The sequence below is a fragment of the Intrasporangium zincisolvens genome, assembly GCF_034724055.1.
Classification (GTDB): Bacteria; Actinomycetota; Actinomycetes; order Actinomycetales; family Dermatophilaceae; genus Monashia; species Monashia zincisolvens.
In genome coordinates this window covers 264207-286045 of sequence record NZ_JAWIIL010000002.1, presented here as the reverse complement: position 1 = coordinate 286045, position 21839 = coordinate 264207, and the positions used below count along the sequence as shown (strand labels likewise).

The window sequence follows — 21839 nt, the reverse complement described above, 5'->3', positions numbered from 1 at the left end:
GACCCACCGCCACCCCCAAGGAGAAACCCATGTGCGGAATCGTCGGCTACGTCGGCCGCCAGCCGGCCGCCCCGGTCCTCGTCGAGGGCCTAACCCGACTGGAGTACCGCGGCTACGACTCCGCCGGTCTCAGCGTCGCCGGCCCGAACGGCCAGACCGTCGTGCGACGCGTCGGGCGGGTCCGGGAGCTCGAGGCCGCGCTGCCGCGACGCCTGCCCGGCACCGTCGGCATCGGCCACACCCGGTGGGCGACGCACGGGCCCGCCACCGAGGACAACGCCCACCCGCACACGAGCGAGGACGGCCGCGTCAGCGTCGTGCACAACGGCATCATCGACAACGCCGCAGCCCTGCGCGAGCGGCTCGAGCGCGAAGGCGTCACCTTCACCTCCGACACCGACACCGAGGTGCTGGCCCACCTCGTCGCGCGCTCCCCCGCCGGAGACCTCGAGGACCGCGTGCTCGAGGCGCTCGAGCACGTCGTCGGCACCTACGCCGTCGCGGTCCTCGACACCGACGCACCCGACCGCCTCGTCGTGGCCCGCAACGGCTCGCCGCTCATCCTCGGTGTCGGCGACAAGGAGATGTTTGTCGCCTCCGACGTCGCCGCGCTCGTGCGGCACACGTCCTCGGTCGTGCACCTCGAGGACGGCGAGCTCGCCGTCGTCACGGCGCGGGACTACCGCACCTTCACCCGGGAGACCCACGACACGGGCCGGGTGCCCACGACGATCGAGGTCGCCGACGAGGACGTCGAGCTCGGCGACCACGGCCACTACATGGCCAAGGAGATCGCCGAACAGCCCGAGACCGTCGCCCGGATGCTCCGTGGCCGCCTCGACGCCCGGTTCGGCACGGCCCGCCTCGACGGGCTCAACCTCCCCCCGCGCGAGCTGCGGGCGTTCCGACGCGTCAAGATCCTCGGCTGCGGGTCGGCCTACTACGTCGGCGAGCTCGGCGCCCTGCTCATCGAGGAGCTGGCGCGCATCCCCGCGCACGCCGAGGCGGCGAGCGAGTTCCGCTACCGCAACCCGATCATCGAGCCGGACACGCTCTACGTCGCCGTCAGCCAGTCGGGCGAGACCGCCGACACGGCCTTCGCGGTGCGCGAGATCAAGCGCAAGGGTGGCCAGGTCGTCGGCCTCGTCAACGTCGTCGGCTCGACGATCGCCCGCGAGTGCGACGGCGGGATCTACCTGCACGCGGGCCCCGAGATCGCGGTCGCCTCGACCAAGGCCCTGACCCACATGGGTGTCGGGTTCGCCCTGCTCGCGCTGCTGCTCGGCCGGGTGCGCGATCTGTCGGTGGCCGACGGGCAGCGCATCATCGCGGGCCTCGAGCGGCTCCCCGCCGACATCGCGGCGGTTCTCGAGCAGGAGGAGGACATCGCGGGGATCGCGCGCGAGCTGGCTGGCGCCGAGAGCCTCTTCTTCATCGGCCGGGTCCGCGGGTTCCCGGTCGCGCGCGAGGGCGCCCAGAAGTTCAAGGAGGTCTCCTACCGGCACGCCGAGGCCTACCAGACGAGCGAGCTCAAGCACGGCCCGCTCGCGCTCATCGAGGCGGCGCGCCCGACCGTCGCGGTCATCCCCGACGACGAGCTGACCGACCGCAACCTCGCGGCGGCCGAGCAGGTCATGGCGCGCGGTGGCCGGGTCGTCGCCGTGACCCACCCCGGGGTCCGGCTCGGCGCGGTGGACGCGCAGCGGATCGACGTGCCGCGCAACGAGACCGAGCTCGACCCGATCCTGCTCATGGTCCCGATGCAGCTGCTTGCCCTCCACGCCGCGAGATCCCTGGGCCTCGACATCGACAAGCCTCGTAACCTTGCCAAGTCGGTGACCGTCGAGTGACGGTCGTGGAGACGCTCGGGTGACGACCGGCAACGGTCGGTGAGGAGGCCGCGATGAAGCTGCACGCGTCGATCGACGGGAGGCTGCGCGCGTTCATCGAGGCGCAGCGGATGTTCTTCGTCGCGACGGCACCCCTCGCCGCCGACGGGCACGTCAACGTCTCGCCGAAGGGCCTCGACGGCACCTTCCTCGTCGTCGACGAGCACACGGTCGCCTACCTCGACCTCACCGGCAGCGGCGCCGAGACGGCCGCCCACCTGCGCGAGAACGGGCGGATCACGCTGATGTTCTGCGCCTTCGAGGGACCGCCGAACATCGTGCGCCTGCACGGGAGGGGCCGGCACGTGCGCCCGGGCGACGACGGCTTCGACGCGTGGGCCGCACGCTTCGGCGTCGAGCTGCCGGGTGTGCGCGGCGTGGTCGTCGTCGACGTCGACCGGGTCTCGGACTCCTGCGGGTTCGCCGTGCCGCTCTACGAGTTCACCGAGCAGCGCGACCTGCTCACCTCGTGGGCCGGCCGCCGCGGGCCCGAGAGCCTGACCACCTACCGGGCCGAGAAGAACGCGACGTCGATCGACGGGCTGCCCGCCCTCGACCCCGAGACGACCTGACGCGTCCAGCCCGCCTGACGCGTCCGCGCCTGGACGCGTCGGTGCCCGGACGCGTCAGCCCACGTGGCGCGTCGACACGCCGGACGCGTCGGCGCCCGGACACGACGAAGGGCCGGCACCGGGTCTCGGTGCCGGCCCCTCGCGTCCGGGCCGTGGGAGCATACGGCCCGGACGCCCGCGTCAGGACTGCGGGTTGATCGTGGCGGTGTCGATGACGAAGCGGTAGCGCACGTCGCCGGCGACGACGCGCTCGTAGGCGGCGTCGACCTCGTCGGCAGAGATCGTCTCGATGCTCGCGCCGATGCCGTGCTCGGCCGCGAAGTCGAGCATCTCCTGGGTCTGCGCGATGCCGCCGATGTTCGAGCCGGCCATCACCTTGCTGCCGCCGATGAGCGAGAACGCGGCGAAGGTGTCGGGGTCGCTCGGGGCGCCGACGTTGACGAGCGCGCCGAGGGGCTTGAGCAGCGACAGGTAGGCGTCGACCGGCAGGTTGGCGCTGACCGTGTTGAGGATGAGGTCGAAGCTGCCCTTGAGGTCCTCGAACGTCTGCTCGTCGGCGGTGGCGCGGTGGTCGCTCGCCCCGAATGCCCGGGCGTCCTCCTGCTTGCCGAGGGTGCGGCTGAGCACCGTCACCTCGGCGCCGAGCGCCGCGGCGAACTTCACGGCCATGTGGCCGAGCCCGCCGAGGCCGACGACGGCCACCTTCTTGCCGGGGCCGGCGCCCCAGCGCTTGAGGGGGTTGTACGTCGTGATGCCGGCGCAGAGCAGCGGCGCGGCGACGTCGAGGTCGAGGCCCTCGGGGATGCGGACCGCGAACCGCTCGGACACGACGACCTGCTGGGCGTAGCCGCCCTGGGTGGCCTCGCCGTCGTAGCCGCGGCCGTTGTACGTCATGACGGCACCCTGGGTGCAGAACTGCTCCTCGCCGTCCTTGCAGTACTCGCACTCACCGCACGAGTCGACCATGCAGCCGACGCCGACGCGGTCGCCGACCTTGTAGCGGGTGACGCCGTCGCCGACGGCGGAGACGACGCCGGCGATCTCGTGCCCGGGGACCATGGGGAAGATCGCGCCGCCCCACTCCTCCCGGACCTGGTGGATGTCGCTGTGGCAGATGCCGGCGAACTTGATGTCGATGAGGACGTCGTCGTCACGCAGATCACGGTGCTCGACGGTCCGGGCCTCGAAGGCGGCTCCGGCGCTCGGCGCGACCAGTGCGGGCGTGGAAATCACAGGGTTTCTCCTTCACAGGGGTTGGCGACGCTCTGAGGTGCAGCGTCACCCGTCCCCGGAAACATTCCCGGCGGCGCAGATCCACGAACCGGCTCTGGGTCCCCCGGACGCGCCGGACGCGCGACGGTGTGACGGACGCCTCAGAGGCGCGGCAGGAGCGACGCCGCGACGTCGCGGTAGGCCTGTGCGCCGCGCGAGGTGCGGGCCGTCGACAGGATCGAGCGGCCGACCGCGGGCGCCTCCGCGAACCGGACCGTCTTGGGGATCGGTGGGTCGAGCACCGGCAGGTCGTAGCGCTCACCCACGTCGGCGAGCACCTCGCGGGCGTGGTTGCTGCGGCCGTCGAAGAGCGTCGGCAGGATGCCCCACACCTGCAGGTCGCGGTTGAGGATGCGCTGCACGTCGGCGACGGTGTCGAGCAGCTGCCCGACGCCGCGATGGCTCAGCATCTCGCACGGCATCGGGATGACGAGGCCGTCGGCGGCGGTGAGCGCGTTGAGGGTGAGCACGCCGAGGCTCGGCGAGCAGTCGAGCAGCACGACGTCGTAGAGCGTCGGCAGGTCCTCGAGCGCCGAGCGCAGCACGTACTCGCGGCCCGGGCGCGGCATGAGGGCGGCCTCGGCGCCGGCGAGGTCGATCGTGGAGGGCACGAGGTCGACGCCCTCCTCGCACGCCACGACGACGTCGGCCAGCGGCGTGCCACCGGTCAGGACGTCGTGGACCGACTTCTCGACCGTGTCGGGGTCGACACCGAGGGAGAAGGTGAGGCAGGCCTGCGGGTCGAGGTCGACGAGCAGGACGCGTCTGCCGTGCTCGGCGAAGGCGGCGCCGAGGCTCGCGACCGAGGTGGTCTTGGCGACGCCGCCCTTCTGGTTCGCGACGGCGAGCACGGAGGGGCGTTCCGCGGGCTCGCGGCGGGTGGTCGGGGCGGTGCTGGCGTCCTGGCGGGAACGGGCGGCCATGGGCGTCAGTGTGTCAGGTCGAGGGCCCAGAAGGCCGAGATCGTCCGCGGGCGCGCCCGCAGCGTGACGGAGCCGACACGACGGCACGTCGCCCGCGTCGCGAATGCCTCGGATCGCCGCCGAGCGCAACAAGCGACCACCTAGCACGTTGCCGCGTCAGATCGCGCCCACGACCACGGCGAGCGACCACGTGGCGGGCGGGCCGGAGCCTGGCCCCGGCGGGCGGTCAGACGTCGTCGCGGTCGAGCCCGGCCCAGTCGGACTTCTCGGGGCCCTGCTGCTGGCCCTCGGGGCAGTGCGCCCGGAAGTCGCACCAGGAGCACAGCGGCGAGGTGCGCGGCGCGAAGCGGGTGGACTCCACGCCGACGTCCTTGAAGTCGGCGTCGGCGCGCCTCAGGTCGGAGGCGATGGACTCGGCCTCGGCGACCTTGCGGGCCAGCGACTCCTCGGTGTGCACGTGGCTCGCGACGGTGCCGCTCGGCAGGTGGTGCAGCTCCACGCGCAGGCACGGCCGGCGGAACATCCGCGCCACCGCGACGGCGTAGAGCGCGAGCGGCAGCGACGTGCGCGCGTCGTCGTCGGTGGGCACCTGCCGGCCTGTCTTGTAGTCGACGACGACGAGATCGCCGTCGCGGTCGTCGAGGCGGTCGATGCGCCCGGTGACGGCGATCTCGTCGGTCTTCAGCGACACGCTGCGCTCGATGCCGACCGGCTGGTTGTCGCGGTCGCTGTGGCGCAGGTAGTCGGTGACGAGGTCGCGGACGCGCAGGCGCCAGGCCATCGACTGCTCGGGGTCGCGGAAGCCGACGTCGATCCACGACGAGCGGACGAGCTCGGCGACCCCGGCGGGCGTGCGCTGGGACACCGGGAGGTCCCAGAAGTCGCGCAGCACGTTGTGCGTGGCGATGCCGACCGACGTGTGCGCCCGCTGCGGCCGGGCCTGTGGGCGAGGACGGTCGAGGTACTGCATCCGGTAGCGACGCGGGCAGTCGAGCCAGGCGAGCAGCTTGGACGGCGATCCGGTGTAGAGGGGTGTCGGCATGCCGGCGAAGGTCGTCTGCTCTGCCGGTCCCGTCGTCACGCCGACACCCTACGGCCCTCCCCCGACATCCGTCGGGCGACACCCACAGGGGTCAGGATCGGCTTCCGCCGGTCCGCGCCACGGCCGCGAGCCGGTCTGCCGCGGCGTGGAACTCGGTCTGGAGCGCGTCGACGACCTCCGCCACCGACGCGACGCCGGTGATGGCGCCGACGCCCTGACCCGCGGCCCACAGCTCGGCCCACCGCTTCGGCTGCGGTTGGGCGACGTCGTAGGTGCGGTCGCCGGTGAAGACGAGGTGGTCGGGGTCGAGGCCGTGGGCCACGAGGCTCGGGCGCAGCCACGACGCCGGAGCCCCGGTGACGCCGTCGCTGACGACGAGGTCGCCGCTCGCGGAGTCGACGACCATCCGCTTGTACTCCTCGGCGGCCCGGCTCTCGCGGGTGGCGAGGAACCGGGTGCCCATGTAGACGAGGTCGGCCCCGGCCGCGACGGCCCCCGCGACGCCGAACCCGTCGGCGACCCCGCCGCCCACCACGACCAGGCCGTCGAAGAACCCGCGCACCGCCGACACGAACGCGAACGGCGACAGGTGGCCGGTGTGCCCGCCTGCGCCCGCGCTGATGCACGCGAGCCCGTCGACCCCGGCGTCGACCGCCTTGTGCGCGAGCCGGAGGTCGACGACGTCGCCGACGACGACCCCGCCGTAGCCGTGCACGGCCTCGACGACCGGGGCGGGCGATCCGAGCGCCGTGATGACGACCGGTGGCCGGTGCCGCACGACGAGCTCGAGGTCGGCCGCCAGGCGCGCGTTGCTGCGGTGCGTCACGAGGTTGACGGCCCACGGCGCGCCGCCGACGCCGGCTGCCACCTGCGCGAGCCAGCCGTCGAGCTCCTCGGCCGTGCGGCAGTTCTGCGTCGGGAACGCGCCCAGGATGCCGGCCCGGGCGGCCGCGACGACGAGCTCGGGTCCCGACACGAGGAACATCGGGGCCGCGACGACCGGCACCCGCAGCCCTGCGGCGAGCGCCCGGGCGTGCTCGACCCCGCCCGACGCGTCGACCTCGCGTGACGTGTCGACCTCGCGTGACGCGTCCACCCCGCCCGACGCGTCGACGCCGCGTGACGCGTCGGTCACGGGACGGGCTCGCGGACGTCCGGGGCGCCGGGCCGGCGCAGCATCCGCTTGAGCACCTTGCCCACCGGGTTGCGCGGCAGCGCGTCGCGCACCTCGAGGCGCTCGGGCAGCTTGAACGAGGCGACCTGCTGCTCGCGCAGCCACGCGACGAGGTCCTCGAGCGTCAGCGACTGCCCGTCGCGCAGGACGACGACGGCCGCCACCCGCTCGCCGAGGGCGTCGTCGGGGTCGCCGATGACGGCGACGTCGGCCACGGCAGGGTGGGCGGCGACGAGCCCCTCGATCTCGGCCGGGGCGATGTTCATGCCGCCGCGGATCACCTGGTCGCGCGCCCGGTCGAGGTAGCGCAGGAACTGGCCCTGATCGCCGGCGATCTCGAACAGGTCGCCGGTGCGCAGGTAGCCCTGCTCGTCGAAGGGGCTCGGCAGGTGGTCGCCGCCGAGGTAGCCGGCGAAGACCGTGGGGCCGCTGATGCGCAGCTCGCCGGGACGGCCGGCGTCGGTGACCTCCTCGCCGGTGACGATGTCGACGAGGCGGGTGTGCATCCACTCCCCGGCGCTGGTGGACCACGTGACACCGGGCGCGCCGAAGCGGGGGAAGAACTGGGCGCGGTCGTCGGGGTCGGGGAAGTCCTCGGGGCTGGAGAGCAGCCCGATGCCCTCGTTCGAGCCGAAGAAGTTGATGACGCTGATGCCGCGGTCCTGCCAGCCGCGCACCATCGCCGGCTGCAACGGGGCCGAGCCCGACCCGATGCGGGTCAGGCTCGAGGTGTCGAGGGCGGCGAGCAGCTCGGGGTTGCCGAGGAGCATCCAGAGCAGCGCCGGCGGGGCGCACGTGTACGTCGCGTGCTCGGTGGCGACCTGGCGCAGGAAGGTCGGCAGGTCGAACGGGTGGTGCTGCACGAGGACGCAGCCGCTGAGCAGCCACGGCAGGAACATCCCGCTGATGCCGGCCATGTTGACCATCGGGAAGGGGTTGAGCAGGACGTCCTCGACGGTGACGCGGGGCGCCTCGGTGGTGGCGACGCCGACCGCGAGCCAGTCCATGTGGCAGCGCGGCACACCCTTCGGCTCGCTCTCGGTGCCGGAGGTCCAGCAGATCGTCACGGCGTCGTTGGGGTCGCCCGGGTCGGCGGCGACGTGGGCGGCCACCGCGGCGCGGTCCTGCTCCGACGCCGGCTCCGGGTTCCAGACGACGACGCCCTCCGGAGTGTCGGCCGTGTCGGCATCGGGGCCGAACGCCACGACGGTCTGCACCGACGCGACGCCGGCCAGCGCGTGCGCGGCCTCGGCCGCGAGGGCGTGCTCCCCGACGCGTCCGGTCGTGACGAACGCGACCGGCGCGGCCTGGCGCGCGGTGCCGGCCACCTCGCGCTCGCGCAGCTGGACCGGCAGCGGCGACGCGACGACGCCGAGGGTCCACGCCGCGAGGTACACCTCGACGAGCTCGACGGTGTTGGGCAGCTGGACGCCGAGCACGTCACCACGGCGCAGGCCCAGCTCGAGCAGCCGGGCCGCGAGCCACGTCACCTCGGCGTCGAGCTCGGACCACGTGAGACGGCGCGGGGCGGAGCCGGTCAGTGCCTCGCGGTTGGCCGGGTCGACGACCGCGAGCGCGTCGCCCCGCTCGGTGACGCGCTGCCGGAAGAGCCCGTCGAGGGTGTCGCCGCTCCACCAGCCGCGCGCCCGGTAGTCGGCGACCTTGTCGTCCGGGTGCAGTCCTCGTGCGATCGCCATCGGGTGGGCTCCTGTCGGGTCGGAGGGCTCGGTGGGTCCGGTGGTGCGTCGGGTGATCGGGTCCGTGGTTCGGGCCGGGCCCGGGCTAGGTGAGGCTCGGGCGCCGCGGGCCCGAGCCGTCCCGCGGCACGACGCGGATGTCGCTGCCGTGGAGCAGCTCGCCGCACGCGTCGCACGCGAGGCGCACGGCCAGGGCTGCGCCGCAGGCCTGGTGCCGCTGCATGAGGGCCGGCCCCTCGGGCGCGACGTACCAGTGCTCTGCCCACTCGAGGGCGAGCGCGACGGGTGGGTAGAAGGCGCGGCCCTTCTCGGTGAGGCGGTACTCGAACCGGTCGGGGCGCTCCCCCGCCACGGGGGCGAGGAAGCCGATGTCGGTGAAGGCCCGCAGCCGCTCCGCGACGACCGCCGGGGGCGCGCCCAACGCCTCCTCGAAGTCGCCGAAGCGTCGGACGCCCCGCATGGCCGCACCGGTGATGGCCGCCGACCACCGGTTGCCGAAGATCGTCATCGTCTCGGGGAAGAGCCCGGCGTCGGTGCGTGCCTCGCTCGCCGGGCGGCGACGCGTCGCTCCACCGGGCACGGACCGCTGCCACGATCCGCTCGGTCCGAACCGGCCCTCGATGTCGCGGATCGTCACCGTCGCCCGGCACGTCGTGCACTCCAGGACCGGCGAGAAGTGCCGGCCGCACGCGGTGTGCTCCATGTCGGGCAGCGTCTGCGCGTGACGGGTGACCCACCGCCGCTCCCACTCCCAGATCGCGATGAGAATCGGCCACATCGCCCGTCCGCGCGCCGTCAGCACGTACTCGGCCCGCACCGGCCGCTGCTGGTACACGACGCGCGTCAGCACCCCGTCGCGCTCCATAGCCGCGAGACGAGCGGTGAGCACGGCGTTGGAGATCGGCAGCTGCTCGAGGAACTGCCCGTACCGCGTCACCCCGCGCAGCGCCCGCTGGAGGATGAGCAGGGTCCACTCGTCGCCGACGAGGCCGAGCATGCGGCCGATCGAGTTCGTCGAGCCGCGGTCGAGGCGCGTCGGGGCATCGCCCGACTGGGCCGGCAGGGTGGGCGGGTCGAGCGGTCCGGGCGGCAGGGGGCCACCGGGCACGTCGGCGTCGGCAGGACGCGGCACGAAACGCTCAGAGACCGATGGCATCGGCCGCCCGGTCGGTCTCGCGCCAGCGGCGCAGCTCGGCGCCCGGTGCCCAGGTGGAGTGCGTGCCGCTCGAGATGCGTTCGGGCAGGCGCAGGGTGCACACCGGCCCGTCGGACACCCGCGCCGCGTCGAGGACGAGGCAGAAGGACGCGTCGGCGCGCATGTCGGTGGTCAGGGTGACGAGGTAGCCGTCGTCCTCGCCGGTGCTGCCGATGCGCGGCGCCATCGCGGTCTCGCTGCCGAAGACGTCGTCGCCGAAGGCGTACCGCTCCTCGCTGCCGGTGTGCAGGTCGTGCTTGACGAGGCCGTCGAAGAGGAACCACGCCGGCTTGCCCGTGGCGGCGTAGGCGTACCGGTAGTCGCCACCGGCGTAGCTGCCGTTCATCATGCCGAACTCGGTGATGCTGTCGGAGAGCTGCTCCTCGCGGACGAGCCCGGTGCGCAGGTCGAGGCGCCAGCGGTGCAGCCGCGACTGCATCCGGTCGAGGGCGAGGAACCGGAACGCGCGCTCCCACCGGTTGCCCATGCCGTTGTCGCGCGGCGAGGGGTCGCCCTGGTAGAAGCCGTCGAGGACGATCGTGTCGCCGTCCTCGTAGGCGTTGACGAAGTGCAGCACGTAGGTCGGGTCGGCCTCGAACCACCGGATGTCGCGCGTCTGCCCGCGGCGCGGCACGACGGCGAAGCGACTCGGCAGGTCACGGTGGAAGCGTGCCACGTGCGCCCCGTGCCGCAGGGCCTCCGGCTCCCAGAAAAGCGGGAAGTCGTTGAGGATCACGTAGTTCTCGGTGAAGGCCATGTCGTGCGGCAGCCTCGGGCCTGGCAGCGGCACGTCGATGTAGTGCACGAGCTCGTCGGACGCGTCGACGACGCCGTAGTGCATGTACGGGTCGTCCTTGGCGTAGTTGAAGAAGAGCAGCTCGCCGGTGCGGTCGTCGACCTTCGGGTGGGCCGACACGCCCCAGTCGAAGGGGAACCGGCCGTTCCACGTCGCCTTGCCGAGGGTCTCGGCGGTGGTCGGGTCGAGGCGGTAGAGGTCGCCGCACTGGTAGAAGCTCGTGAGCGCGGTGCCGCGGTGCACGACGACGTCGGTGCTCGACGCGTCCTTCATCCGCCCGCGTGCCCCCCAGCCCTCCTCGCGCAGCGACAGGTACGGCGGCTCGGCGAGGCCGGCCCACAGCGACTGCCCGGCCTCCTGCTCGGCGAGGAACCCATCGGTGCGCACGAACCTGTTGCGGTAGAAGGTCTTTCCCTCCCTGAAGCCGACGACGTGCACCATGCCGTCGCCGTCGAACGGGTGGTAGTTCTTCAGCGACGGGTGCACCGGGTTCTCGGTGTTGCGCAGGTAGACGCCGTCGAGGTCGGTGGGCACCTCGCCCTGGACCACCTCGAGGTCGTCGGCGACGAACTCGGTGGTCTGCGGCCGCCAGGGGCCGGTGCGGTACGGATGGTCGTCGTCGGGGGGCAGCGTCGACAGCATCCGGCCGACGATCTCGACGTCCATGTGAGTCTCCTTGCGCCGCGGTTGGCTGTGCGGGCCGTACTGGTGGTGCTGCGTGCTGGTGGTGCTGCGGGCTGGTGGTGGTGATCTGGTGGCGCTGGCGCTCCTGGTGGCTCAGGTGCGCCTGCCGCGCCCGTCGGGCGCCGCGCCGACGACGAGCGCGACCGTCGTGGCCGTGCTGCCGCCGAAGTTCAAGGTGCCGAAGGTAGTCGCCCCCTCGACCTGGTACTCCCCCGCCGCGCCGCTGACCTGCCGGGCGGCGTCGACGAGCATCCGGACGCCGGTGGCGCCGACGGGGTGGCCACCGCCGATGAGGCCGCCGCCCGGGTTGACCGGCAGCCGGCCGCCGAGCTCGATCGAGCCGTCCTCGACGGCCTTCCAGGACTCGCCCGGTCCGGTGAGGCCGATGTGGTCGATGGCGAGGTACTCGGTGGGCGTGAAGCAGTCGTGCACCTCGAAACCGTCGACGTCCGCGAGGGTGACGCGGGCGCGCGTGAAGGCGTCGGTGACGGCGTCGCGCACGTGGGGCATGACATAGGGGTCGTCGGCGTCGCGCTCGAGCTTCTGCCTCAGCCCGAGGCCGACGGTGCGGTGGCCCCAGCCGAGGACGCGGGCGGCCGGCCTGGCGTCCGGGTGGGCGCGCAGCCACGCGTCGGACACGAGGACGACGCCGGCGCCGCCGTCGGTCACCTGGCTGCAGTCGTAGCGGCGCAGCCGGCCTTCTACGACGGGGTTGCGGGTGTCGTCGCCGGCGACCGACGCGTCGGTGAGATCGGGGACGTCCCAGGCGCGGGTCTGCGCGTTCGGGTTGCGGCGGGCGGCCGCGAGGTTGAGGGCGGCGATGGCGCGCAGGTGCTCCTCGTCGAGGCCGTAGCGGCGGTCGTACTCGTCGGCGACGCCGCTGAAGACGTGCGGCCACATGAACGTCGCACCCTCGCCGTCGTGGCCGACCCAGGCGGCCGCCGCGAGGTGGCGGGCGGCCTCGTCGCCCGGCACGGTCTTCTCCAGCTCGACGCCGACGACGAGCGCGCAGTCGTAGCGGCCGGACTCGAGGTCGGCCATGGCGGCGAGGACGGACGCGCCGCCCGACGCGCAGGCCGCTTCGTGGCGGGTGGCCGGCCGACCCCAGAGGTCGGGCTCGACGGTGGCTGGCATGGCGCCGAGGTGGCCCTGTCCGGTGAAGAGCTGGCCGAAGGCGTTGCCGACGTGGACGACCTCGACGTCGGTGGCGGGCACCCCCGAGGTGGAGAGGGTTCCGCCGACGATCTCTGACGTGAGATCGGCGACGGACCTCCCCTCCCGGCTGAGGTTGCGCGCATAGTCACTCTGGTATCCGCCGAGCACCCACACTGTCGTGTGCGTCATCGGTGCCTCCTTGCCCGGCCGGCCTCGCGGCGTCGGGGCCGGGCTCGTCAGCGTCGCCAGGGCGACGTGCCTTGCCTCCCACGCCAGACCGTACTACAACTAGCAGAGTTACTCCACGGGTCGGCTTGCGGCAGGGGCCGCTTCAGCGCAGGGGACGGGTCGGCCCGTGGGGTACGCCGGCGACGCGGGCGAGGAGGCGGCGTGACGACGACAGCCCCCGACGCGGGCAGCCCTGGTGGCTCGGACGCGTTCGTCCTCGACTTCGTGCGGACGCCGCGGGGTCGGGCGAGCGCCCGCGGCTCGCTGCACGGCCGCACGGCCATCGACCTCGTCGTCCACCTGCAGGACGCCCTCGTTCGCCGCACCACCCTGGACCCGCAACGCGTCGACGACGTCACCCTCGGCTGCGCCACCCAGAGCGACGAGCAGGGCGCCAACCTCGCCCGCACCGCGAACCTCCTTGCGGGATGGGGCGACTCGGTCCCGGGCGCGACAGTCAACCGGTTCTGTGCGAGCGGCATCGACGCCGTCGGCCAGACCGCCGCGCGGCTGCGTGCCGGCGACCTCTCGCTCGCGGTGGCCGGCGGCGTCGAGAGCGTGTCGCGGGTGCCGATGTTCTCCGACCGCGGGCCGCTCTACGCCGACCCTGCGGTCGTGCGGCGCGTCGGCTCGGTTCACATGGGCATCGCCGCCGACCTCAACGCGACGCTCGAGGGTTTCACCCGCGACGAGCTCGACGCGTACGGGCTCGAGACCCAGACGAAGGCCGCACGAGCCCGCGCGGACGGCGTGTTCGCCCGGTCCCTCGTGCCGGTCCCGGCCGACGACCGCGGCCCCGGTCTCGACCACGACGAGCTCGTCCGGCCCGGCACGAGCGCCGAGACCCTGGCCGCCCTGCCACCCGCTTTCGTGGCGCTCGGGGCCGACGGGCAGGACGCCGTGGCCCTCGACGCGTACGGGCGCGGCCCGGGTCGGGCGCCCCTCCCCCGCATCGAGCACCTCCACACGGGGGGCACCTCTCCCGCCGTCGCCGACGCCGCGGCGCTCCTGCTGCTCGGCACGCGTCGGGCCGGGGAGCAGGTCGGGGTGGCGCCCCGCGCGAGGGTCGTCGCTGCGGCGTCGACGGCCTGCAACCCCGTGATCATGCTCACCGCAGGGCAGCGCGCCGTCGAGCAGGTGCTGGCCCGGGCGGGTCTGCGGCCCGCCGACATCGACGTGTTCGAGTTCGCCGAGGCCTTCTCGGCGTTGTGCCTGCGCTTCCGGCGCGACCTCGGTGCCGGGCCCGACCGGATGAACCCCGACGGCGGCACCATGGCGATGGGTCACGCGTTCGGCGCCACCGGGGCGATCCTCGTCGGGGCATGCGTCGAGGCCCTCGAACGACGCGGCGGCCGCTACGGGGTCGCCGCCGTCAGCGGCGCGGCCGGGCTCGGCACCGCGGTCCTCCTCGAGCGCGTCGACCCCTGAGTGCCGGGCAGGCGGCTCAGCCCTCACCGGCCGGCGACCCGCCACCCCGACCGACGCGTCGGGTGTCCGTTCGCGTCAGAGGTTCGCACTTCCGGCAGCGGTGCACGACGCGTCGCGCACCGGTCGAGGAAGCGCGCACTGCTCACGGTCCGGCGTCGGACCAGGGCTACGGGCGCAGCACCTGCGTGACGCCGCTGCTGCGCGCCTCGATGACCGCGAGCGCCTCGGGGCTCGTCGTGTTCTCGCCGAGGCGGTTCAGCTTGCCGCTGCCGTGGTAGTCGCTCGAGCCGGTGACGACGAGCCCGAGCCGGTCGGCGAGCGCCGTGGCGCGGGCGACCTCCTCGGGCCCGTGGTCGCGGTGGAAGACCTCGAGGCCGACGAGGCCGGCGTCGGCCATCCGCTCGAGCAGGTCGTCGGTCAGGCCGCCGCTGCGGGTGCGCGTGAACGGGTGCGCCACCACTGGGGAGCCGCCCGCGGCCCGCACCAGCTCGACGGCCTGGATCGGGTCGGGCGACCAGTGCCCGACGTAGTACGGCGAGTCGTCAGTGAGCCACTCGCGGAACGCCTCGTCGCGGTGCGCGATGACGCCGCCGACGATGAGCGCGTCGGCGATGTGGGGACGCCCCGGCGTGGCACCCGGCGCGACCTGCGCGAGCACCTGCTCGTAGGTCACCGGGATGCCGTCGGCGGCCATCTTGGCGACCATCCGCTGCAGGCGCGTCGCCCGGCTCTCGCGAGCACGGCCCAGTGCCCCCATGAGGTCGGCGTCGTGCGGGTCCGTGAGGTAGCCGAGCAGGTGCACCGAGGCGTAGCGCCACGTGCACGACACCTCGATGCCGCGCACGAGGCCGACGCCGTGCTCCGCTGCCGCGGCGGCCGCCTCGTCCCAGCCACCGACCGTGTCGTGGTCGGTGAGGGCGAGCACGTCGATGCCGGCGGCGGAGGCGGACGCGAGCAGCTGTGACGGCGTCTCGGTGCCGTCACTGACCGTCGAGTGGGCGTGCAGGTCGATGACCGGCGCCCCTCCCCTGACCGTGCTCACGGGCCCAGCGTAGGGGCGAGGCCGTGCTCGTGGTCGCCACCACCCCGCCGTCCTCACCCCCAGCCACCGTCCCCGCCGTCCGTGCTTGACCCCGCAACACACCGAGTAGTTGCCAAGTCGGGCCGGAATAACCGGAACGGGTTGGCAACTACTCGGTGTGTTGCGAAGTGGGTTGGCGGCCGGTAAGGGGGACGGCGCGAGACCGGGCGGGAGCACTCAGGCGGAGCGACGCCGCGGTCGGGCGTCGCGGATCCGGGCACCGATGAGCCCGGGGCGGTCGAGCTCGGACCAGATGACGCGCTCGAACGGATGGCCCAGGCGCCGTACCCGGTCCTCGCGACGCTTCTCGAGCCACACGACCTGACCGGGATCGGCGGGCGTGCCGTCGAGGTCGTCGCGAGCGCGCTGGTACTTGACCTTGCCGTCGAACTCGAGCACGACGCCCTCGACGAGGAAGTCGACGCGAGCGGCGAACCCATCGCTGTCAGTGATGAGCACCTGGCTCTCGAAAGACAGGCCGAGGTCCTGCAGGATCATTCGCGTTCGCGACTCCCCCACCGACTCCGCCTTGCCGTCCATGCGCAGCACCGCCGCGAGCGCCCGCCTCCGGCCTTCGTGCGGCGAGACCTTCGCCGCGGCGTCCAGCAGCTCGTGCAGCTCGACCAGGCCACGGTGCAAGGCGGCGTCGCCGGCCACCACCGCGCACTCGTGCCCCATCGTCAGGGCGGCGCGGACCAGGGCGGTCGCGACGGGAACCGCCGGCAGCCCCAGCAGCTCGCGCGTCGATCCACCGGTGCGCGGGTGCAGGGTCACGCCATCCCGCCGCACCGACTGCCCGACAGATCCCGAGAGATCGATGCGGTCGGCGTCGTACCGCCAGAGCGGCAGGCCGTACAGCGCCAGTGCCGCGTGGTGGCTCAGCACCTCACCGGGTCGAGTGCGGGCCACCGCCATGGCCGCCAGCCGGTAGCGCTCGTCGCGGTCGGCGTCGGTCCACGGCGCCCGCGCCACGAACGCACCGCGCCGCACCCTGATGACCTCGCCCGCGCGCACGGCCGCCCGCAGGCCGGTGGGTCCGATGCCCCGGCGCCCCGCCTCTGCTGCCGAGAAGACGCCGTGCTGCTCACCCGCGAGGGCCTGGAGTCGGGAGTCCATGCGCCGATCGTCGGGCCCTCAAACAACGTGCGCAGCGACGAGGGACTGCTCCTGTGGACGGCGCCGTGCGGCCCCCGGGGCTGTGGACGACCGCAACACACCGAGTAGTCGCCAACCCGTTCGGGTTATTCCAGCCCGAATTGGCAACTACTCGGTGTGTTGCGGGGCCGACACGAGGAGGGGCGGCGGTGGCGGTCAGGGACGGTGGGGTCAGGCCTGGGAGGCGGGGTCGGGGCCGGGCCAGTTGCGGTCCGGAACCGGGGTCGGGCGGCCGGGCTGCTCGCCGCCGCGCGCCTCGAGGTAGGACTCCTTGGGCACCATGACCTTGCGCCGGAAGATGCACACGACCGTGCCGTCCTGCTTGTAGCCGATCGTCTCGACGTGGACGACGCCGCGGTCGTCCTTCGAGGTCGACTCCCACTTGTCGAGGACGCGGGTCTCGCCGTAGAGCGTGTCGCCGTGGAAGGTCGGCGCGACGTGGCGCAGCGACTCGATCTCGAGGTTGGCGATGGCCTTGCCCGAGACGTCGGCCACCGACATGCCGAGCAGGATCGAGTAGACGTAGTTGCCGACGACGACGTTCTGCCCGAACTGCGTCGTCTCGCCCGCGTAGTGCGTGTCGAGGTGCAGCGGGTGGTGGTTCATCGTCAACAGGCAGAAGAGGTGGTCGTCGTACTCGGTGACCGTCTTGCCGGGCCAGTGCTTGTACACCGCGCCGACCTCGAACTCCTCGTAGCTGCGCCCGAACTGCATCGCTCCTCCATCTGCCAGACACCGACGGCCAACGGTCCCCAGCCTGCCCGAGCCCCACGCGTCGGGACACCGCCGGACGCCGTGGGCTTGCTCACGCCGTGGGATCGCTCACCGACGCCTCCCGCTACGTCGTCGTCTCCGACGCGCCCAGTGCCGCGCCTCCCGACGCCCCCGACGCCGACGCCGACGTGGCTCCCAGCGTGACCGACACACCGGACGCCGACGCGTCGCCGCTGGCGGCAGCCTCCTCGAGGACGGCCGACAGCTCACCCGTGTCGGACAGGACCGGCGCGGTGCTGGCCGCGGCGTCGCGGTCGGGGTCGGACGGGAGGGTGGCTCCGGCCGCCGGTCGGGGCCGCACGCCCTGCTTCTTGGCCTCGAGCAGCCCGGCGAAGTACGTGCCGAGCGAGACCCCGGCGGCCAGGCCCAGACCCAGGCCGAACGCCTGCAGCAGCGTCGGGATCCCGGTGGCGAGACCGTTGCCGTCGGGGTTGGTGACGATGGCGGAGATGCCCTCGTAGGCCATCCGTCCCGGCAGCAGCGGCACGATGGCTGCCGTGGTGACGGCCAGCGCCGAGACGCCGAGCCGTCGTGACACGAGCCGCGCCGCGAAACCGGTGAGCAGGGCGGCGATGGCCGAGGCGGCCACCGCGCCGAAGTCGAGACTCTCGGCGCCGGCCAGCGCGAGCCAGCCGAGCGCGCCGGCCAGCGCGGCCACGACGACCGCGCGCCCGCTCGCGAACGACGACACCGCGAACGCCGCCGAGATGATCGCCGCGCACACCACCTGGACCGTGAGGTTGCCGATGAGCTGGGTCTGCGACGAGATGGCGATCGGGTAGTCGAGCCGCGAGCCGACGGCCAGCACGACGGAGATGCCGACGGCGATGCCGAGGGAGAGCACGATGACCTCGAAGGCGCGCGCTCCGGCCGTGACGTAGTACCCCTCGAGCGCGTCCTCGGCGGCGCCGACGATCGACAGCCCGGAGAGGAGCAGCACGATGCCCGAGGCGACGACGAGCGAGGGCGAGACCTGTTCGGCGAGGTCGAGGCCGTGGGAGCCCGCGACGACGACCAGGGTGGCGACGGCGGTCGGGATGGCCGCACCGACGCACTGGGCGAAGAACGCCGAGACCCCGGCCCCGGTGAGCCAGGTGATGGCGCGGCCGGCGATCGTCGCGGTGACGAAGCTCGTCAGGATGATGAGCCAGCCCGCCCCGAGCAGGCCGGCCGCGCCCGCCGCGAGCACGCCGCCAGCGACGGTGACGACCCAGCGCCGGTACGGGTGGGGGGCCGTGATGACGGCGTCGAAGCGCACCCGCGCCTCGTCGACGGTGACGGGGTCCTGGACGAGGCCGACGATGAGGTCGCGCAGCCTCTCGAGGCGCGTGTAGTCCTGCACGCGGAACCGGACGATGCGCAGCACGGTGATCGGGTCGGCGTGCGGCCCGCGGTGGTAGGACACCGAGACCGAGGTGTACGTGACGTCGACGTGCACGGCGGACAGGCCGTAGGCCCTGGTCAGCATGAGGACCGTGGCCGTGACGTCGGCGGCCGCGGCCCCGGTGGACAGCATCGCGACACCCGCACGCATCGCGAGGTCGATGACGGCCAGCGAGGTCTCGCGGTCGACCCCGTCCGGACTGGTCCAGACGGGGATCTCGTCGGTCGGTGGGCCGTTCGGCCGCATGGCCCGACGGGTGCTCGCGCGGAGCGAGGGCAGGGCCCGTCGTGCGGTCGTCGGCCGGGTCGGTCGGTCGGTGCGCGCCACCTCCCTGACCCTAGGACACCGGGCCGACGCGGACGCGGGCCCCCCGGCGTGGACGCGGGTCCCGACGCGGGTCCCGACGCGGGTCCCGACGCGGGTCCCGACGCGGGTCGCGCGGCGCGCGGTCACGGGGCCGTCCGTCCCGCTGCCGCGGGTGCCGGAAACCGGCTACGGCGTACCCGCCGGTTCGTGGCACCATGAGCCGGTGATGAGCGAGAAGCAGCAGACCTCACCGAGCCGCAAGCGCCCGACGACCGACGAGTTCCGGGCGTTCGTCGCCTCCGGCTGGGCGCCGCGGACCACCGGGGTGGCGCCCCGGTCCGAGGCCGCCGACTGGGCCGCCAGGCGTCGCGACGCCGTGAGCGCCGCCTTCCCCGGCGAGCGCCTCGTCGTGCCCGCGGGTGGCCTCAAGGTGCGCAGCAACGACTGCGACTACGTCTTCCGTCCGCACAGCGCGTTCGCCCACCTCACCGGCCTCGGCAGCGACCGCGAGCCCGACGCCGTGCTCGTCCTCGAGCCGACCGGCGAGGGCGACGACGCCGGGCACGAGGCGGTCCTCTACTTCCGACCGCTCGCCGACCGCGACACCGAGGAGTTCTTCGGCGACTCGCGCTACGGCGAGTTCTGGGTCGGCGCCCGCCCGACGCTCGCCGACGCCGAGTCCGAGCTCGGCCTCACGGCCCGCCACATCGACGAGTTCGCCGACGCGGTGGCCAAGGACGCCGGCTCGGTCACGGTCCGCGTCGTGCGTGACGCCGACGCCGAGGTCTCCGAGCGCGTCGACAAGGCGCGCGCGGCCGCCGCCGAGTCGCAGGACGCCGCCGAGGTCGAGTCGCGCACCGAGCAGGAGCGCGAGGCCGACGACGCGCTGGCCCACTTCCTCTCCCTGCTGCGCCTCGCCAAGGACGACTGGGAGGTCGAGCAGATGCGCTCGGCCATCGAGGGCACGCACCAGGGCTTCGAGGCCGTCATCGCCGACCTGCTCGAGGCGGTCCGCCGTGGCCGCGGCGAGCGCTGGGTCGAGGGCGTCTTCGGCCTGCACGCCCGCCACCACGGCAACGGCGTCGGCTACGACTCCATCTGCGCCAGCGGCGACCACGCCAACACGCTGCACTGGATCAAGAACACCGGCGACATCAGCGAGGGCGACCTGCTCCTGCTCGACGCCGGCGTCGAGGTCGACTCCCTCTTCACCGCCGACATCACCCGCACCCTGCCCGTCAGCGGCACCTTCAGCGACGCGCAGCGCAAGATCTACGACGCCGTGTACGCCGCCCAGGAGGCCGGCATCGCGGCCTGCAAGCCGGGCAACAAGTTCAGCGACGTCCACGCCGCCGCGATCCGCGTCATCGCCGAGCACCTGCACGAGTGGGGCCTGCTGCCCGAGGGCGTCGACGTCGAGGGCACCCTCGACGCCGAGCACGGCCAGTACCACCGGCGCTGGATGGTCCACGGCACGAGCCACCACCTCGGGATCGACGTCCACGACTGCGCCCTCGCCACCCGCGAGGAGTACAACGACGCGATCCTCGAGCCGGGCATGATCCTCACCGTCGAGCCGGGCCTCTACTTCAAGGCGGACGACGAGCTCGTCCCGGCGGAGCTCCGCGGCAACGGCGTGCGCATCGAGGACGACGTGCTCATCACCGAGGACGGCTGCGAGAACCTCTCGGCCGCGATGCCGCGCAGCAGCGCCGACGTCGAGGCCTGGATCGCGCGCGTCTGGGCCGAGCGCGGCGTCACCGCCTGAGCCATCCGCATCAGGGCGTCAGGGCGTCAGCGGGACATCCGTCGGCGTCGCCGTCCCGATGCCGCTGCCGGGGCTGCCCGGCACCGCGCCCGAGCCGCTGGAGCCACTCGAACCGCTCGACCCTCCCGTGGTGCCCGACGTCGCGTCGGGCGCCACGGGCCGTTCCGGGCTGATGACCCCGGCCCCGCTCCCGCCGGACGAGACCGCGCCGTTCGGGTCCGGTCCCGGGATGCGCGGGCTCCACTGCTCGACGAGCCCCACGACCTCCCCCACCTGCGCAGACTCGACGCCGCCGCCCCGGACGGGCGGCCCGCAGTCGGGGTCGACGTCGACGCGCACGGCCGGGCCCTGCGGGTAGGTGAGCACGAGGTGGAAGCGCCGGTCGGTGGCCGCGCCCGAGCCGTTGCACGTGTGCGAGGTCGGACGCGTCGGCAGCGCCTGCAGCGCGGCGACGACCTGCGCCGACCTGGACGCGTCGAGGGCGGTGGGCTTGGTGCTGCCGTCGGCGGCGACACGGCACACCGTCACGAGCGGCGCCCCTTCCGGGGCGAGCGTGTGGTCGTCGCCCAGACGCCCGAACGTCCTTGCGTCACAACGCGCCCCGGCCGGATCGGGAGTTGCGGCGAGGAGGGCGCGGAGCGGGACGCCGAGCGGGGCGCCTGACGTGAAGTCGCCGTTCGTGGCCTTCGAGCAGGCGTTGGCGTCGGCCTTCGCGGCCACCCAGACGATCGCGTCGTCGTAGCGCACACCGACGAGGTAGGCCGTCTCGTCGCCGGCCATCATCGTGCAGACGTTCTCCTGGCCGTTCCACCGTGGCGCCCAGGAGAGCAGGTCGACGACCTGACGCCGTTGCTCGGCCGTGGCGAGCGTGCGCTGGGTGAGCCGGTACGGCGCGGTGGGCGGCGCCGACGACGTGACCGTCATCGTCGGGTAGGCGCAGACGACGAGCGAAGCCGGGTCGCGCTCGGGCAGGAGCCGGGCGTTGCCGTCGAGCCCCTGCGGCTTCTGCGGCACCGTGAGCCCATCGGCCGAGGCAAGGCTCCTCGGGCACAACAGGGCGCCGTCGGCGTCGACGGGCTGGGCGGTGACGGGGCGGTTCGGCCCTGCCGTCGCCGCCGGAGGCGTCGTGGCGCCGGTGCCCGGAGAGGGCGTCGAGCCGCAGGCGGCCAAGGCCGACCCCGCCGCGAGGACAGCGCCCACGAGCAGGACGCGTCGGAGCGGGCCCGCTGGCCGGGGACGGGCGGCGTCGGCGGGGGTGCTGCGGGGCGGGCGGGTCGGCATCGGGAGCTCCTCCATCGGGTGGTCCTTCACCCGTG

At 73.6% G+C, this 21839-nt stretch carries 17 protein-coding genes; 4 read left to right on the top strand and 13 right to left on the bottom strand.

The genetic code is table 11. The features are described from left to right. Positions 1-29 precede the first annotated feature (29 nt). Together glmS and RY076_RS05705 are read left to right on the top strand one after the other, a co-directional pair. Positions 30-1850 (top strand): glutamine--fructose-6-phosphate transaminase (isomerizing), encoded by a 1821-nt coding sequence (glmS, locus tag RY076_RS05710; RefSeq protein WP_323096628.1) that lies wholly within the window; start codon positions 30-32, stop codon positions 1848-1850. Between the two features lie 53 nt (positions 1851-1903). Further along, positions 1904-2461 carry a pyridoxamine 5'-phosphate oxidase family protein gene (locus RY076_RS05705; RefSeq protein WP_323096627.1) on the top strand — a complete coding sequence of 186 codons (558 nt, stop codon included), beginning with the start codon at positions 1904-1906 and terminating at the stop codon, positions 2459-2461. A 180-nt stretch (positions 2462-2641) separates the two neighbouring features. Here RY076_RS05705 and RY076_RS05700 read toward each other — a convergent pair whose 3' ends face one another. The 8 genes from RY076_RS05700 to RY076_RS05665 all read right to left on the bottom strand — a co-directional run bounded on the left by RY076_RS05700 (position 2642) and on the right by RY076_RS05665 (position 12588). Further along, positions 2642-3694: an NAD(P)-dependent alcohol dehydrogenase gene (locus RY076_RS05700; RefSeq protein WP_323096626.1), complete on the bottom strand. Its 1053-nt coding sequence runs from the start codon at positions 3692-3694 to the stop codon at positions 2642-2644. A gap of 140 nt (positions 3695-3834) precedes the next feature. Further along, positions 3835-4656: a ParA family protein gene (locus RY076_RS05695; RefSeq protein WP_323096625.1), complete on the bottom strand. Its 822-nt coding sequence runs from the start codon at positions 4654-4656 to the stop codon at positions 3835-3837. A 226-nt stretch (positions 4657-4882) separates the two neighbouring features. Beyond that, a complete protein-coding gene (locus RY076_RS05690; protein WP_323096624.1) occupies positions 4883-5737 on the bottom strand; it encodes a RecB family exonuclease in 855 nt (284 codons plus the stop codon). Between the two features lie 52 nt (positions 5738-5789). Beyond that, positions 5790-6833 carry an NAD(P)H-dependent flavin oxidoreductase gene (locus RY076_RS05685; RefSeq protein WP_323096623.1) on the bottom strand — a complete coding sequence of 348 codons (1044 nt, stop codon included), beginning with the start codon at positions 6831-6833 and terminating at the stop codon, positions 5790-5792. Further along, complete coding sequence (locus RY076_RS05680; RefSeq protein ID WP_323096622.1) at positions 6830-8569, bottom strand: class I adenylate-forming enzyme family protein; 1740 nt, start codon at positions 8567-8569, stop codon at positions 6830-6832. Before RY076_RS05680 ends, RY076_RS05685 begins: the two co-directional genes overlap by 4 nt. Before the next feature lie 85 nt (positions 8570-8654). Then, positions 8655-9701: a winged helix-turn-helix transcriptional regulator gene (locus RY076_RS05675; protein WP_323096621.1), complete on the bottom strand. Its 1047-nt coding sequence runs from the start codon at positions 9699-9701 to the stop codon at positions 8655-8657. A 7-nt stretch (positions 9702-9708) separates the two neighbouring features. Further along, complete coding sequence (locus tag RY076_RS05670; protein ID WP_323096620.1) at positions 9709-11226, bottom strand: carotenoid oxygenase family protein; 1518 nt, start codon at positions 11224-11226, stop codon at positions 9709-9711. 111 nt (positions 11227-11337) lie between these two features. After that, on the bottom strand, positions 11338-12588 hold the full coding sequence (locus RY076_RS05665) for an acetyl-CoA acetyltransferase (protein ID WP_323096619.1): 1251 nt from the start codon (positions 12586-12588) through the stop codon (positions 11338-11340). A gap of 201 nt (positions 12589-12789) precedes the next feature. On the opposite strand from RY076_RS05665, the gene RY076_RS05660 reads away from it, so the two are divergent. Then, complete coding sequence (locus tag RY076_RS05660; protein ID WP_323096618.1) at positions 12790-14055, top strand: acetyl-CoA C-acyltransferase; 1266 nt, start codon at positions 12790-12792, stop codon at positions 14053-14055. Between the two features lie 166 nt (positions 14056-14221). On the opposite strand, the gene RY076_RS05655 is transcribed toward RY076_RS05660, so the two are convergent. From RY076_RS05655 to RY076_RS05640, 4 genes are all read right to left on the bottom strand, one after another. Then, a complete protein-coding gene (locus RY076_RS05655) occupies positions 14222-15097 on the bottom strand; it encodes a PHP domain-containing protein (protein WP_323096617.1) in 876 nt (291 codons plus the stop codon). A gap of 216 nt (positions 15098-15313) precedes the next feature. Next, positions 15314-16252 carry a type IV toxin-antitoxin system AbiEi family antitoxin domain-containing protein gene (locus RY076_RS05650; protein WP_323096616.1) on the bottom strand — a complete coding sequence of 313 codons (939 nt, stop codon included), beginning with the start codon at positions 16250-16252 and terminating at the stop codon, positions 15314-15316. A 210-nt stretch (positions 16253-16462) separates the two neighbouring features. Then, on the bottom strand, positions 16463-17005 hold the full coding sequence (locus RY076_RS05645; protein ID WP_323096615.1) for a MaoC family dehydratase: 543 nt from the start codon (positions 17003-17005) through the stop codon (positions 16463-16465). A gap of 124 nt (positions 17006-17129) precedes the next feature. Then, the gene (locus RY076_RS05640) at positions 17130-18776 is read right to left on the bottom strand and encodes a threonine/serine exporter family protein (protein ID WP_323096614.1); all 1647 of its coding nucleotides are present in this window, start codon (positions 18774-18776) and stop codon (positions 17130-17132) included. Positions 18777-18981: 205 nt separating this feature from the next. On the opposite strand from RY076_RS05640, the gene RY076_RS05635 reads away from it, so the two are divergent. After that, positions 18982-20523 carry an aminopeptidase P family protein gene (locus tag RY076_RS05635; RefSeq protein WP_323096613.1) on the top strand — a complete coding sequence of 514 codons (1542 nt, stop codon included), beginning with the start codon at positions 18982-18984 and terminating at the stop codon, positions 20521-20523. Between the two features lie 18 nt (positions 20524-20541). Here the strand turns inward: RY076_RS05635 and RY076_RS05630 are convergent, their stop codons facing one another. After that, positions 20542-21819, bottom strand: coding sequence for a hypothetical protein (locus RY076_RS05630; protein WP_323096612.1), 1278 nt, complete (start codon positions 21817-21819; stop codon positions 20542-20544). Between the last annotated feature and the right edge of the window lie 20 nt (positions 21820-21839).

Coding starts and splice junctions, on each gene's coding strand:
- RY076_RS05645 (WP_323096615.1), bottom strand. CDS start 17,005: ATGCAGTTCGGGCGCAGCTACGAGGAGTTCGAGGTCGGCGCGGTGTAC.
- RY076_RS05705 (WP_323096627.1), top strand. CDS start 1,904: ATGAAGCTGCACGCGTCGATCGACGGGAGGCTGCGCGCGTTCATCGAG.
- glmS (WP_323096628.1), top strand. CDS start 30: ATGTGCGGAATCGTCGGCTACGTCGGCCGCCAGCCGGCCGCCCCGGTC.
- RY076_RS05630 (WP_323096612.1), bottom strand. CDS start 21,819: ATGGAGGAGCTCCCGATGCCGACCCGCCCGCCCCGCAGCACCCCCGCC.
- RY076_RS05665 (WP_323096619.1), bottom strand. CDS start 12,588: ATGACGCACACGACAGTGTGGGTGCTCGGCGGATACCAGAGTGACTAT.
- RY076_RS05670 (WP_323096620.1), bottom strand. CDS start 11,226: ATGGACGTCGAGATCGTCGGCCGGATGCTGTCGACGCTGCCCCCCGAC.
- RY076_RS05635 (WP_323096613.1), top strand. CDS start 18,982: ATGAGCGAGAAGCAGCAGACCTCACCGAGCCGCAAGCGCCCGACGACC.
- RY076_RS05695 (WP_323096625.1), bottom strand. CDS start 4,656: ATGGCCGCCCGTTCCCGCCAGGACGCCAGCACCGCCCCGACCACCCGC.
- RY076_RS05650 (WP_323096616.1), bottom strand. CDS start 16,252: ATGGACTCCCGACTCCAGGCCCTCGCGGGTGAGCAGCACGGCGTCTTC.
- RY076_RS05680 (WP_323096622.1), bottom strand. CDS start 8,569: ATGGCGATCGCACGAGGACTGCACCCGGACGACAAGGTCGCCGACTAC.